This is a genomic window from Syntrophotalea acetylenivorans, from assembly GCF_001887775.1.
GTDB classification, from domain to species: Bacteria; Desulfobacterota; Desulfuromonadia; order Desulfuromonadales; family Syntrophotaleaceae; genus Syntrophotalea_A; species Syntrophotalea_A acetylenivorans.
The window spans coordinates 136,586-149,741 of sequence record NZ_CP015519.1 but is presented as its reverse complement, the minus strand read 5'-3'; the positions used below and the strand labels follow the sequence as shown (position 1 = coordinate 149,741).

13 protein-coding genes and 1 tRNA gene are annotated in these 13,156 nt (G+C 54.2%); 1 reads left to right on the top strand and 13 read right to left on the bottom strand.

Annotation, left to right across the window (positions count from 1 at the left end):
• Positions 1-33: 33 nt before the first annotated feature.
• The 7 genes from A7E78_RS00685 to A7E78_RS00655 form a co-directional block, all read right to left on the bottom strand.
• Complete coding sequence (locus tag A7E78_RS00685) at positions 34-972, bottom strand: ribose-phosphate pyrophosphokinase (RefSeq protein ID WP_145924812.1); 939 nt, start codon at positions 970-972, stop codon at positions 34-36.
• Positions 973-1,110: 138 nt separating this feature from the next.
• Positions 1,111-1,185, bottom strand: a tRNA-Gln gene (locus tag A7E78_RS00680).
• Positions 1,186-1,210: 25 nt separating this feature from the next.
• Positions 1,211-2,074 carry a 4-(cytidine 5'-diphospho)-2-C-methyl-D-erythritol kinase gene (gene ispE / locus A7E78_RS00675; RefSeq protein WP_072282465.1) on the bottom strand — a complete coding sequence of 288 codons (864 nt, stop codon included), beginning with the start codon at positions 2,072-2,074 and terminating at the stop codon, positions 1,211-1,213.
• Between the two features lie 105 nt (positions 2,075-2,179).
• The gene (locus A7E78_RS00670; protein WP_072282464.1) at positions 2,180-3,616 is read right to left on the bottom strand and encodes an ATP-binding protein; all 1,437 of its coding nucleotides are present in this window, start codon (positions 3,614-3,616) and stop codon (positions 2,180-2,182) included.
• Positions 3,617-3,801: 185 nt separating this feature from the next.
• The gene (locus tag A7E78_RS00665; RefSeq protein ID WP_072282463.1) at positions 3,802-4,584 is read right to left on the bottom strand and encodes an ABC transporter permease; all 783 of its coding nucleotides are present in this window, start codon (positions 4,582-4,584) and stop codon (positions 3,802-3,804) included.
• A gap of 3 nt (positions 4,585-4,587) precedes the next feature.
• Positions 4,588-5,355 carry an ATP-binding cassette domain-containing protein gene (locus A7E78_RS00660; protein ID WP_083552470.1) on the bottom strand — a complete coding sequence of 256 codons (768 nt, stop codon included), beginning with the start codon at positions 5,353-5,355 and terminating at the stop codon, positions 4,588-4,590.
• Position 5,356: 1 nt separating this feature from the next.
• Positions 5,357-6,079, bottom strand: a complete 723-nt coding sequence (locus A7E78_RS00655) for a uracil-DNA glycosylase (RefSeq protein ID WP_072282462.1) — start codon at positions 6,077-6,079, stop codon at positions 5,357-5,359.
• A gap of 62 nt (positions 6,080-6,141) precedes the next feature.
• Here A7E78_RS00655 and A7E78_RS00650 point away from each other — a divergent pair, with 62 nt between their 5' ends.
• Complete coding sequence (locus tag A7E78_RS00650) at positions 6,142-7,050, top strand: zinc dependent phospholipase C family protein (protein ID WP_335743823.1); 909 nt, start codon at positions 6,142-6,144, stop codon at positions 7,048-7,050.
• Here the strand turns inward: A7E78_RS00650 and coaBC are convergent.
• From coaBC to A7E78_RS00625, 6 genes are all read right to left on the bottom strand, one after another.
• Complete coding sequence (gene coaBC, locus A7E78_RS00645; RefSeq protein WP_072282460.1) at positions 7,044-8,261, bottom strand: bifunctional phosphopantothenoylcysteine decarboxylase/phosphopantothenate--cysteine ligase CoaBC; 1,218 nt, start codon at positions 8,259-8,261, stop codon at positions 7,044-7,046. The genes A7E78_RS00650 and coaBC overlap by 7 nt on opposite strands.
• A 199-nt stretch (positions 8,262-8,460) precedes the next feature.
• On the bottom strand, positions 8,461-9,099 hold the full coding sequence (locus tag A7E78_RS00640) for an MBL fold metallo-hydrolase (RefSeq protein ID WP_072282459.1): 639 nt from the start codon (positions 9,097-9,099) through the stop codon (positions 8,461-8,463).
• Positions 9,099-10,241, bottom strand: coding sequence for a 3'-5' exoribonuclease YhaM family protein (locus A7E78_RS00635; RefSeq protein WP_072282458.1), 1,143 nt, complete (start codon positions 10,239-10,241; stop codon positions 9,099-9,101). The genes A7E78_RS00640 and A7E78_RS00635 overlap by 1 nt, the downstream gene beginning before the upstream one ends.
• On the bottom strand, positions 10,238-11,296 hold the full coding sequence (locus A7E78_RS00630; protein WP_335743822.1) for an NAD(P)/FAD-dependent oxidoreductase: 1,059 nt from the start codon (positions 11,294-11,296) through the stop codon (positions 10,238-10,240). Before A7E78_RS00630 ends, A7E78_RS00635 begins: the two co-directional genes overlap by 4 nt.
• Entirely contained in the window at positions 11,203-11,829 is a 627-nt protein-coding gene (locus A7E78_RS15595) for an FAD-dependent oxidoreductase (RefSeq protein WP_335743821.1), read from the bottom strand. Before A7E78_RS15595 ends, A7E78_RS00630 begins: the two co-directional genes overlap by 94 nt.
• Positions 11,830-11,922: 93 nt before the next feature.
• Positions 11,923-13,086, bottom strand: a complete 1,164-nt coding sequence (locus tag A7E78_RS00625; RefSeq protein WP_072282457.1) for a response regulator — start codon at positions 13,084-13,086, stop codon at positions 11,923-11,925.
• Positions 13,087-13,156 lie beyond the last annotated feature (70 nt).

The window sequence follows — 13,156 nt, the reverse complement described above, 5'->3', positions numbered from 1 at the left end:
TCATGCCCTAATATTTATGTTCGTATTGCTGTTCTAAACAAACAGCGAACTGACAGACTCGTCACCATGTATACGGCGAATAGCCTCAGCTAACAATTCTGCTACAGACAGCTGCCGTAGACGCTCACATTCAGCGAGCTTTTCTTCAACCGGAATCGTATTGGTGACCAGCACTTCTTTTAACGAGCTGTTGTCGATACGCTCAAGAGCCGGCCCGGACAAAACAGCGTGGGTCGCACAAGCGTAGACCTCAGCGGCCCCTTCTCCCTTCAGGGCTTGAGCTGCCTGGCAAAGGGTGCCTGCCGTATCGATCATGTCGTCCACAATAATACAGATCTGTCCTTCAACGTCACCGATGATATTCATCACTTCCGAAACATTGGGACCACTGCGACGCTTATCGATAATCGCTAAGCCGGCATTAAGGCGTTTGGCAAATGCGCGAGCCCGCTCAGTACCGCCGGCATCCGGCGAAACAACAACGACGGGTTGATCGAAACGTGCTGTAATGTCCCGAAGAATAACCGGCGCAGCATAGAGGTGATCGACCGGAATATTGAAAAAACCTTGTATCTGACCGGCATGCAGATCCATGGTCAACACCCGGTCGACACCGGCAGTAGACACCAGGTCTGCAACAAGCTTGCTGGTGATGGGTGTGCGCGGAGCCACCTTGCGGTCCTGACGGGCGTATCCGAAATAGGGAATTACCGCTGTAATTCGAGCCGCCGATGCGCGCTTGAGAGCATCGGTCATAATCAGCAACTCCATCAGATTATCGTTGGCCGGAGCGCAGGTAGACTGGATGATATACACATCCAACCCACGGACATTTTCTCCGATCTCAACCATAATCTCACCATCGGAGAAAGCACGAACCTTGGCAGCCCCCAGAGGTACAGCCAAATGTCCGCAGATCTCACGGGCCAGTGAAACATTCGAGTTACCGGCGAAAATCTTCAACTTATTCACAACGACAATCCTTGCTCAAAGCACGAAAAAACTGCAGGCCATGGACTCCATGACCTGCTGACGTAAAGCCCGATCGGCGACTCATCCACCTTCGGAACGATATCCTCCGCAACGTCTTGCCTTGCAGAGTCTTATAAATGGCTGGGGCGCCAGGGATCGAACCTGGGAATGCCGGAATCAAAATCCGGTGCCTTACCGCTTGGCGACGCCCCAAAAACTTAACAGATCAAATCAATAATCAGCACTTTATCGGCCCTTCGCCATCCACCGGATGAACAACGAAGACCCGCCAACCTGGCTTCTGCTGTAACTGCACAGCGGCTTCTTCCGCCTCGGCTTTTCCGGCAAAAACCCCAAATACCGTGGAGCCACTACCGGACATCAGCGATCCTGCAGCTCCTAAAGCCGTCAGACGCCTTTTCACTTTACCTATCTCCGAATGTTGACCAACGGTGACTTCTTCAAGGTCATTATGCAGCACCGCCGTCACGCTATCTAGCGTACTGGAAAATCGCGGTATTTTATGATCATCCCGGCGGGATGTCAACCTTAAATTTCCGTATGCCCAAGCCGTAGATACAGCGATTCCGGGATTAACCAGAACATACCAGAGCGGTGGCAGCTTTTCGATTCTTTGCAACACATCGCCGATCCCCGTAGCCCAAGCGGGATGCCCATAAATAAAGAAAGGCACATCAGCGCCAAGCTTAACCCCCAGATCCTGCAGCACCTGCGTAGAGAGTTTCAGGTCGAGCATCTCGTTCAAGGCCATCAATACCGTTGCCGCATCGGAAGAACCGCCGCCAAGACCTGCTGCTACCGGTATCTGCTTATCGATATCTATATCGACGCCGATGGACGAACCAGCAAAAGCCAGCAACCTTTGAGCTGCCAGAGCGGCAATGTTTTCCTGCTCGGGGTTCAGGCTCACCCCGGCACAGCGCACCGTCACTCCGGGACCGGCTGTGAGACGTAAGGTGATGCGGTCATAGAGAGAGATGCGCTGCATCAACATCGCCAGGTCATGATAACCATCGGCTCGCTTGCCGAGCACATGGAGGCAGAGATTGATTTTGGCCGGGGCCAGATAGGTTTTAATCATGATAGGTGCCCGCTGAAAGCTGTCGCAAATAATCCCCGTGCCGAACGACTCTCTACGTGCGGCGCCTATCTATTAATCAATCGGCCGCTGCTTTGTCAAGTGTTATCACCGCTCAGGGCAGAACCTTGCCCCCAGACTGCTGTTAACAAAATAATTGTGCCAGGCACGATCAATGGCACCTTGCGATAGTTCTGGAGGATGGCCGTGATAAGAGGCCTCCTCGATGATATGTTCGACAAGGTCCTTGGGATGGCAGGAGCTGAAGCGTACTTCGAGTCTTCGATAATAGTGATCCATCAGATGCTCGAAAACAGGTCTGCTAAACGACATAGCGTGATCCTCACATAGCCTCCGAAAAATCTCCTCAAACTCACCAATGGAAGGATGATCTATTTTAATTTTGTAACGAATACGTCGTAAAAAGGCCTCGTCCACCAAATCCGCCGGCTCGATGTTAGTGGAAAAAACCACCAAGGTATCAAAAGGAATATCGAACTTCATGCCAGTATGCAGGGTCATGAAATCGATGCGGCGATCCAAAGGAACCATCCAACGATTAAGCAACTGTTTGGGATCGATCTGTTGACGGCCGAAATCATCAATGATCAGCACACCATTATTGGCCTTGACCTGCAGAGGCGCTTCGTAATACTTGGTAATCGTATTAAAATCCAGGTCCAGGGTGCGCAGGGATAACTCTCCGCCGGCCATAATCACAGGCCGCCGCACCTCGACCCAGCGCTGATCAGGATTCTCTTCACCGACCGTCGAAATAATATCACCATGACTGACCGGATCATATACATTGATAATTTCACCCCGTACCAATAGAGCGTACGGTATGAAGACCGTACCGGGCAACAGGCTCCCGATAGCCTCAGCGATGGAAGTCTTTCCGTTTCCCGGTGGGCCATAGAGAAAGATTTCTTTGCCGGAACTCAGAGCGGGGCCGAGGCGGTAGAGCAAATCATCGTTTACCACCAAGTGGTCGAAGGCTTGCCTGACCTGCTGATCGTCGATCAAGATATTCTTGACCGTCTGCAGCGCAACCATATCCCGGTAGACGTCCAGGGTCACCGGGGCCGGGCCGACATATCGGCACACCTCAAGCAAAACATTGGCCCGTCGAATGCCCTGTTCGGTAATAGCAAATCGAAAACTGTGCCGGGCGTAGAGTTCGGCTCCTTTGACCTCGACAAACTGATCTTTTCGCAAATTTTCCAGAACGGCATCGATGATACTGGCCGGCAGCTTGGTCCGCTCCATCAGTTCGTTACGCCCGAATTCTCCAAGGAACAGGCTGTGTTTAAGAGCTAAGTCGGTTATAAATCCCAGATCAAGGCCCGACTCGGCCACGGTCTGCGGCATCGGAGGCAATGGATGAAAAACCTGATCCAGGTTTTCTTCCTCAAGAAAACCCATGTCGCACAAATTCTGACCTAAACGTCCCCCCTTGCTACGCTGTCGATCAAGGGCCTTCTTTAACTGTTTCTCCGAAATCAACTTCTTCTCAAGTAGCCGTTTTCCCAGCTGTTTCAGCATGGACATCACCTCCAAGCCATATCTCCAAAAGTTCACACTAACAGAGGCGGCAGTTTGCACTGACCTAGCTATTCAGCAGGAAATCGCTCCCATGAGCGTTGCCTCTGTTAGTTCATGGACCTACCATTTAAAGCATACCCGCTCAAAGGATTTTATCACTCCAACTGGAAATAAATTTGGTGGATTCAGGAACGTAACTGGTGAGCGTCGGTGAAATAGGTTCGATACCCCTGCAACAACAAGAGGGCACTGGTCAGGGCCACGGAACCGACAATGGCACACATGATGGCAATCTGATATTTCACGGCGATCAATGGATCGGTACCGGAGAGGATCTGCCCGGTCATCATACCCGGCAGAGAAACGACCCCCATGGCCGCCATAGTGTTGACCATTGGCAGCAAGGCCGCACGAAAGGCGTTGCGCAGCGGCTCCTGGCAAGCCATGCGCGGACTGGCGCCGAGACACAAAGCCGCTTCGATCTCCGCCTGCCGCTCTTTCATTTCAGCCGCCAGACGCTCCACGGCCAGACAAGCGCCATTGATGGAGTTGCCGATGATCATGCCGGCCAAGGGGATCAGATAGCGGGGCTCGTACCAGGGGGATGGCGCAACCACCAGCAGGCAGAAATACAGGGTGACGCCGCCACAACCGGCAAATAAAGAAAGACTGACGATTCGATAAAACCCAGGCAGTTTATGCCGAAGACGGCCAGCCATGATCTGCAAAGAAAATCCGCCCATCACCAACAGCATCAACACGGTCGGCAATGGATGGCGGGCTGCAAATATCCAGCGCAAGGCATACCCCACGGCCAGCAGTTGCAATACCATGCGCAGAGAGCCCCATAACAGATCGCGTGACTGCCCGATACGATGCTGCCAGGCAAGAGCAGCGGCCAGCAGCAAGGCACCGTAAGCCCAAAGCAGATCGTGGGGTGCCAACGCTATGATCTCTTGGGCCGACATGTTTTAAACCTGCTTTTTGGATGGTTCAGAAAGAAAGCATTGCAAAGCGTTACTACGCGGGCGGGCAAACAACTCGTCAGGCAATCCCTGCTCTGAGATACATCCATCTTCGAGGTAAGCTAAGTGGTCGGCGATCGTCTTTGCCAAATGTAAATCATGGGTCACCAACAATACCGCCAGCTGCCACTTGCGGCAGGCTTTACGCAGGCTGCTGGCCAGACTATTGACCGTAGGGCGATCCAGCGCGCTGGTCGGTTCGTCGAGCAACAGTACTTCGGGCCCCATCGCCAAACTGCGGGCTAAGCAGAGACGTTGTTGTTGCCCCACCGACAGAGAACGGGCGTCGCGCTGCAACCATTCAGCAGAGAGTTGGCACAGGGCCAACAGCTCCAGCAAGCGGGAATCCTCTGCCGCAGGCGGCTTGTCCCCTTGAAATATAAACGGACGCTGCAGATTATCGAGAACCGAACCGTTGAAAACGAAGGGCTTTTGGGCGACCAACGCCACCTTTCGGCGCAACTGCAATGGATCATGGAGGCGGATATTGCGTCCGTTCAGCAGGATTTCTCCACTGCTGGGCTCTTCCAGTCGATTGAGCAGCCGAACCAGGGTACTTTTGCCACCACCCGAGGGACCGATAATCACCGTGATTTGACCTGCCACCAGGGTCAGATCGACATCACGCAATACGGTCACCTCCCGGCCCTGTTCATTGACTCGAACTTTACCAAGTCCGGCTATCTGCAATACCGGCTCGCCGGCAAGGGACATGTCAACTATCTCCTTGACGCAACCGGCTCATGACCTGTTTCATGTCCTCCCAGACCTCGCGTTTTGCTGCAGGATTGCGCAATAAAAATGCGGGATGGTAGGTAGGCAGGACGGCAATCCCTTCGTAACTTTGCCAATGGCCCCGAAGGCTACTGATAGGCTGCGAAGTATCGAGAAGGGTTTGAGCAGCAAAACGACCGAGAGTCACGATCACCTGAGGTTGCAAAGCAGCCAGCTGCCGTTGAAGGAAAGGCACACAAGCGGCAATCTCCTCCGGCAGAGGATCGCGGTTTTTCGGTGGGCGACATTTCTGCACATTACAGATATAGACATCCTCGCGCTTAAAACCCATGGCAAACAAAATACGTTCAAGCAGTCGGCCCGCCTCACCAACGAACGGAAGCCCCTGCAGGTCCTCGTCGCGACCGGGGGCTTCACCCACCAGCACCAACCGGGCGGAAGCGTTGCCTGCGCCAAACACGATATGGTTGCGCCCCTTGCTCAATCCACAGCGCTGGCAATCCCCCAGATCAGCGGAAATTTCCTCCAGGGTCTCAGAGCGACAGCTGGTGGATGAATGCACCTCGGAAAGTTGGCAAACAGGCCGAGCGTCGAGGTCGGTCTCACCAGGAACTTCGGCCACTCCCAGATGCTTTAAATCTTCAAGCAGGCCCCGGACCTGGGCGACAGTTTCCTGAAATTCCTTGTAAAATTTGTCGGGCATAGCTTCTTTACTTCCCGGACGGAGACGATTATCCTATAGGTCAACCCAACAGCGCGATGGCCATGGCTCGATCCTTACTCATCATTATCATTCTGCTGCTCTTGCCCAACGAGGCTCTGGCCTGGGGCATCGGCGTGCACCTGCAACTTGGCTCCCAGACTCTTGAAGCCCTGAGCCGCCTGCCAAGCCTTCTGCAACCCCTGCTCAGCAACTACCCATACGACTTTCTCTATGGATTCATCAGTGCCGACATCACCCTGGGCAAAAAATATACGCACTATCTAAAGCACTGTCACTCCTGGCGCATCGGTCAGCAGATCCTCGCCGCGGCCAAAACCGATCCCCAGCGAGCCTGCGCTTACGGATACCTGGGGCATCTGGCGGCGGACACCGTCGCTCATTCCTACATGGTGCCGTACAAAATGGTCCGCACCTTCAATACCGCCATGCTCAAGCATCTCTACTGGGAGATGCGTTTCGAGTCGCGCGTCGATCCTTCCATCTGGCAACTGGCAAGAACCATCGCCCGCAAGGATTTTCGAGCCAACGATGAGATGATGAGCAATGTGCTGTCCCGCACCATCTTCTCTTTTTCCACCAACAAACGGCTTTTCAATTCCATTTTGCTGCTCAGCCGATTGCAGCGCTGGCAAAAAATGCTGCAATCCATCGGTGAACAATCGAGATGGGTCCTGGAAGAAGAAGACCAGGAGCACTATCTCGTCCTGGCTCAGCAGGCTACCGAGAGCATTTTGACGGACATGGAGGACAGCCCCTATTGGAAGGCCGATCCCGCCGGCGAGCGAGCCCTCTATACGGCAGACATCATCCGTAAAAACCTTAATCTCCTGTGGCTGGACGGTAAACTGCCTGAAGGCGAAGCGCAACAGCTGTTGGCCCAATTGAAAGAGCGCTTTCGTCAGGGCATCACCAAACCCGAAGCCCTGCTCGATCTGCTAGCCGGCTACTGACAGCCAGCCTCCTCCTTGCCATGAAGCCGACTTCGGATGCGATCCAGCAGGCTGTGGGCCAGCTGGTCCTTGCTCATCTGGGGCAAGTCCTCTACATCGCCATTCCGATAGATCAGCCGAACCACATTGGTGTCGCCGGCAAAACCGGCCCCCTCTGCAGTCAAGTCATTGGCCACGATCAGGTCGAGATTTTTGTCCTGCAGTTTGCGCCGGGCATTTTCCAGCAACTGTTCGGTTTCGGCGGCAAAGCCGACCAGAAACCGTTCTCCCTGCAACTGTCCCAATTCCGCCAAAATATCGGGGTTGCGCTGCAATTCCAGGGACAGGGTCGATTCCCCGCCCTTCTTGATTTTTTGATCCTGGCGACAGGCGGGGCGATAATCAGCTACCGCCGCCGCCTTTACGACGATGGAGCAATCGCTTGCCAGATCCATAACGGCAGCATGCATCTCCCTGGCGCTGACCACCTGCCGCAACTCAACACCGCGGGGTGTGGACAAAGCGGTGGGACCGGCCACCAAGCGGACACGAGCACCCCGGTCGGCAGCGGCCCGGGCAATGGCATAGCCCATCTTGCCCGAGGAATGATTGCTGAGAAAACGCATCGGATCGAGCTCTTCCCGCGTCGGCCCTGCCGTCACCAGCACCGTCTCCCCGGTCAGATCCTGAGGGGCAAGCAGGTGTTGCGTTTGCTCCAAAATCGCTTGCGGCTCCGGCAGTTTGCCCTGTCCTTCCCAACCGCAGGCAAGCATGCCGGTAGCCGGTTCCATAACCTGGCAACCGGCATTCCGCAACTGCTCCACGTTGCGGCGGCAGATGGGATTCTCCCACATGTTGCTGTTCATCGCCGGCACCACCAATACGGGCGCCTTGCAGGCCATCACCGTCGTGGTTAAAAGATCATCGGCGATCCCCGCCGCCAGTTTTCCGATCAGGTTGGCCGTAGCGGGAGCAATCACCAGCAAGTCAGCCCGGTCGGCCAATGAGATATGGCCGATATCCTGTTCCTGAAGCAGATTGAACAATTCGCTGTGAACCGGTCGGCCGGACAGGGTTTGAAAGGTCAGCGGGGTAATGAATTCCTGGGCCGCCGCGGTCATGATCACCGAGACATTGGCACCGGCCTTGATATAAAGGCGCACCAGTTCAGCCGCCTTATAGGCAGCGATGCCACCACATACACCCAACACGATCTCTTTGCCTTGCAGCATAAGGTCCTCGGTTCCACAGTGGGCCACAGATCTAGCAGGCCGTTAAACGATGATGCCTTCACAAAAAATCATAAGATGGCTAAGCAAAAATTTCGACCACCAGGGCCTGGTGTTTTGTCAGGGGCGAAGACATCCATTTAGTATGTCGAGGTCCTGAAAAAAGGCCGTAACGCCGGAGGGCGGAATTTTTGCAACGCCATCAAACGATATAGCGCAAGTAAGGGTTGGTTCGCCGTTCCCGGCCGATGGTCGTTTCCGGACCGTGGCCAGGACAGACGATAATTTCATCGGACAGGGTCAGGATGCGGTCTCGCAGAGCCTTCATCAAAGCCCCCTGATCGCCGGAAGGAAGGTCGGTCCGGCCGATGGAACCGGCGAACAGGTTGTCTCCGGCAAACAACAGGCCCTCACCGAGGAGACAGATCCCACCGGGGGAATGTCCGGGCACATGAATGACTTTAAAACTAAAGTCACCAAGCTCGACGGTATCTCCATCCTGCAATAACCGGGTCGGCTCCGGGGAAGGTTCGATGGGCTCACAGCCGAAGCGCATGGCATGCTCGGAGGCACCGCGCAATATAGGTAGATCGGCGGGGTGAATCATCAGCTCAGCCTGAGTCTTTTCCACTAAGGACCGATTGGCGCCAATATGATCGAAATGGCAGTGGGTATTGACCACCATTTTCAACGTCAAATCATGCTCGGCCAATATCTCCAGGATGCGCTGCGCCTTACCGCCGGGATCGATGACCATTGCCTGTCCGCTTGCCTCACAGCCCAGCAGATAGCAATTAACTTGCAGTTCTCCGGTAACCAACGATTTCTTCCACAAACTCATCAGTTATCCCCTTCATCAAGGTCGGCAAACAGGTTCAAGGTCTTATCTTTCAGCTGATCAGCCAGGCTGAAGCTAAGATCTTTATCCTTGGTAGCCGGCTGGCGACGGCGTTTGGCTGGTTTTTCCTCTTTGACCGGCGGTGCGGCCTCACGAGCCGGCACCGGTAAGGGTTCGGTCGCACCAATCGGCTGTTCTCCGGTTTCCTTGAAAAAATACCGGTCATAAATGCGATGATAGCCACTCCAGGAGGCATCATTATCGGGTTCTTTCTGCAAATGGGTCTGCACGCCGTTGATCTTGCTGTCGAGATCATCCAGATAATTGAGAATAACCGCCTCCAGCGTTTTGGGACGCTTTGGTGATCCGTACTCATATTGACCATGATGGGAAAGGAGCAGATGTTTCAGCAACAGCCCTGCCGGCACGGGAAAATTTTCCAACTGACGCAGCTTGGCCTCGACCATCTCCACACCGATGACGATGTGACCAAGCAATTTCCCCGTATCGGTATAGCCAAAAGAGCGCTCGTAACAGAGTTCGGCGACCTTACCGATATCGTGCAATAAAGCTCCGGTCAAGAGCAGATCACGCTGCACCCCTGGATAACGACGGCCGATATCGTCGGCCAGCTGGGCCACCGCCAGGGAATGTTCTAACAACCCACCGAGATAGACATGGTGGATGGTTTTGGCTGCCGGTGCTTGAACAAAACCCTGAAGGAACTCATCGTCGGCGAGAAAGGCTTCCATCAATTCACGGTAATGGGGGGCCTCCAGACTGGCCACCAGTTGCCGCAATTCCGCCAGCATCTCATCCACCGGCCGACTGCTGACCGGCAGATAATCCGCCAGGTCCACATCCTGTTCAGCAATCTTTTCCAACCGCTGGACGACCAGTTGCATCTTACCGAGATAGACGCTGGCCTTGCCCACAACACGCACAAAATCGTCTTTGTCAAACAGCGCCGACAGTTCCTCTACACGGTCCCAGACTCTTCCCTCGACTTCACCGGTACGATCCATCAACTTCAAGGTCATGTAGGGTTTACCGTTTTTGGCCATAGCGGTGTTTTTTTCCCGCACCAGAAACTGGCCATTGACCTGATCTCTTTCTTTAATCTGTGCTACAAAAAGCTCTTTCAACGACGACTCCTGTTAATTGCTGTTGCTGCAATCTGCTCGGCGGTCTTAAGACCATCTAAAGCAGCGCTCATAATTCCTCCCGCATAACCGGCTCCTTCGCCAACGGGATATAGTCCAGATTGATGCAAAGCCTGACCATCGCTCTGACGCAAAATGCGTAGCGGCGCAGAAGTCCGTGTTTCGACGCCGACGAGAGTGGCCTCAGCCGTAATAAAGCCGCGCATGCGACGTTCAAAATGGGGCAAGGCGCGACGCAGAGCACTGCTGACAAAGGGCGGCAAGACCTGCCGCAATTCCGCTTCCCGTACTCCGGGACGGCAGGAGGAATTCAGCGGCCCTTTGCCGCGACCGAGAAATCCGAGAAGGTTCTGTGCCGGGGCTCGATAATCGCTGCCGCCGGCAATAAATGCCGCCTCTTCCCAGCGCCGCTGAAAACGCATTCCAGCCAGGGGATCGATTGCACCAAAATCATCAGGACGTACCGTCACCACAAGAGCACTGTTACTGTAAGGAGCGCTGCGCAGGCGGTTGCTCATGCCATTGACTACCAGACCACCAGGTTCGGAGGCCGCCAGCACCACCTCACCACCGGGACACATGCAGAACGAATAGACGCCACGCTTACTGTCCGGATCGTTGTAGGTCAAGGCATATTCGGCCGTTGGCAATTTAGGATGGCGGCGATGTCCATACTGAATAAAATTGATCAATTCGGCCGGATGTTCTACCCGCAAGCCAATCGCAAAGGGTTTGCTTTCCATAGCTACCCCCTGTTCAGCCAGCATACCATAGGTATCACGAGCACTGTGGCCTGTTGCGAGAACCAGACTGTCGCAAGGGAATTCCTCCCGCTGATCGAGAACCGCCCCCTGTAATCGACCAGCGCCAATAGTCAGACCGGTCAGGCAAGTACCGAAACGTATCTCCACTCCGAGACGCAACAGTTCCCGTCGAAAGTTTATCAGTACCAGGCGCAACCGATCGCTGCCGACATGGGGTTTTGCCTGAGTAAGAATCTCCTCCCCTGCGCCGAAATCCACCAATGTCCGAAGCACATACCCCCCCAGGGGTGCTTGACGCGCGTATTGAGTTTGCCGTCGGAAAAAGTTCCTGCGCCTCCCTCACCGAATTGGATATTACTCGATGGGTTAAGAGGCCCGCCGGAACGAAATTGATTTACAGCGGGCACGCGCTGTTCCACCGATTCGCCGCGCTCGATCAAGGTAACCTGAAAACCGTAACGGGCCAGGCTTAAAGCAGCAAAGAGCCCCGCGGGCCCCATACCGACCACCAGCACGCGATGAGAGCGTTTTTTTAGCTCGATACTGGGTATCGCCGGAGGCGTCCAAGTGCTCAGACGCCGATTGGCGCTCTGCTGCGCCAAAACGCTTTCTTCGTCCGCCAGCTCAAAAACAACAGAAAAAATCCGCAGTACTTTCGACCTGCGGCGTGCATCGATGGCTTGGCGCACTACCTTGAAATTGCGCAGAGCTTCGGGGTCCAAGCCCAATTCCGCAGCTACCTTGGCCGGTAGCAGCGATTCATCCTCATCGAGCCCCAGCGCAATTTCACGCAACTGCAGAGCCATCAGACAGCCCTCCTCAAACCTTCTGCCAGCAAAAGCCCTGTAACTTTTGCCGGCGACAGGCAATCCAACCCGGCTCGACCTGGGAAACAAATTTTATACAACGGGGAATTCAATTTGAAAGACGGTACCTTGCCCTGGTTCACTCTGAGCCTTAATATGACCATTGTAGGTTTTGACGATTCGCAACACCACCGACAAACCGAAACCTGTTCCCTTGGTTTTGGTTGTGAAAAAGGGATCGAATATCTTGCTGAGATTTTGCGGCGGGATGCCCTGACCAGTGTCACTGACCTCTATTTGAATCAGCTCCTGCTTTCGAGCCAAGCGGATTCCCAACTTTCCCCCCTCGCGCATTTCATAAAGAGCGTTAGTAAACAAGTTGGTAAAGATCAACTCGATTTCGGCCGGGTCGGCCGTGATCGTTGGCAGTCCTCTCTCCAGGTTCTTGTCCAGTTCGATGTTATGAGTTTCAAACTGTTCGGAGAAATTCTTCAGGACACCATCTATAACCTGCCGCAATGAAACCGGCTCGGCCGTTCCTCGAGAACGGCTGCTGGATGCCAGCAGTTTAACCAGAATGTTGTCGACGCGATCAACCTCGCCGAGCAATCGATCAACATACCCGACCTTTTCAGCATCATGAGCCAGAGCCGGCTTGAGCATCTGGCCAAAAAGGCTGATGGCATTAAGGGGATTGCGAATCTCATGTGCCAGGCCAGCAACCAGGTGACCGAGAGACGCCAGTTTTTCCGCCTGCAGGATCTCGGCATGAGCCTGCTCAAGCTCAAAGGATTTTTCCTCGACTCGTCGCTCCAATTCACGATTCCAGCTTTCAATTTCACCCTGCAATCGCTCCCGGTCAACACGCAGTTCACGGTTGTGAATCTCGATACGCCGAATGCGCAGGACATTCTCGATCCGGTCGATCAGGTCCTGATTGCTAAAAGGCTTTAAAATATAATCGGCCGCACCGGCTTTCATAACATCAACGGCGATCTGCTCGTTACCTTTGCCGGTGAGCATAATGACATACGTATCGGGAAAACGCTTGCGCATCTCCTGCAAGGTGGTCATGCCATCCATTCCAGGCATCATATAATCGAGCAGTACCAAGGGCGGTTTTTCCTGCGCTACCAGCTCCAGGCATTCCTCGCCATTTTGAGCAGTGATTACTTCATAACCGCGGGTAGTAAGTAACATTACTGCCAAGTCGAGGATGAGTGTTTCGTCGTCGACCACCAATATCCGACCGGACATGCCTGCGCCTCCTGATTGATTTGTTTGGCTGCCTGCAAACCGAGCCTAGCATAACCCTTGAGGGTCCGTT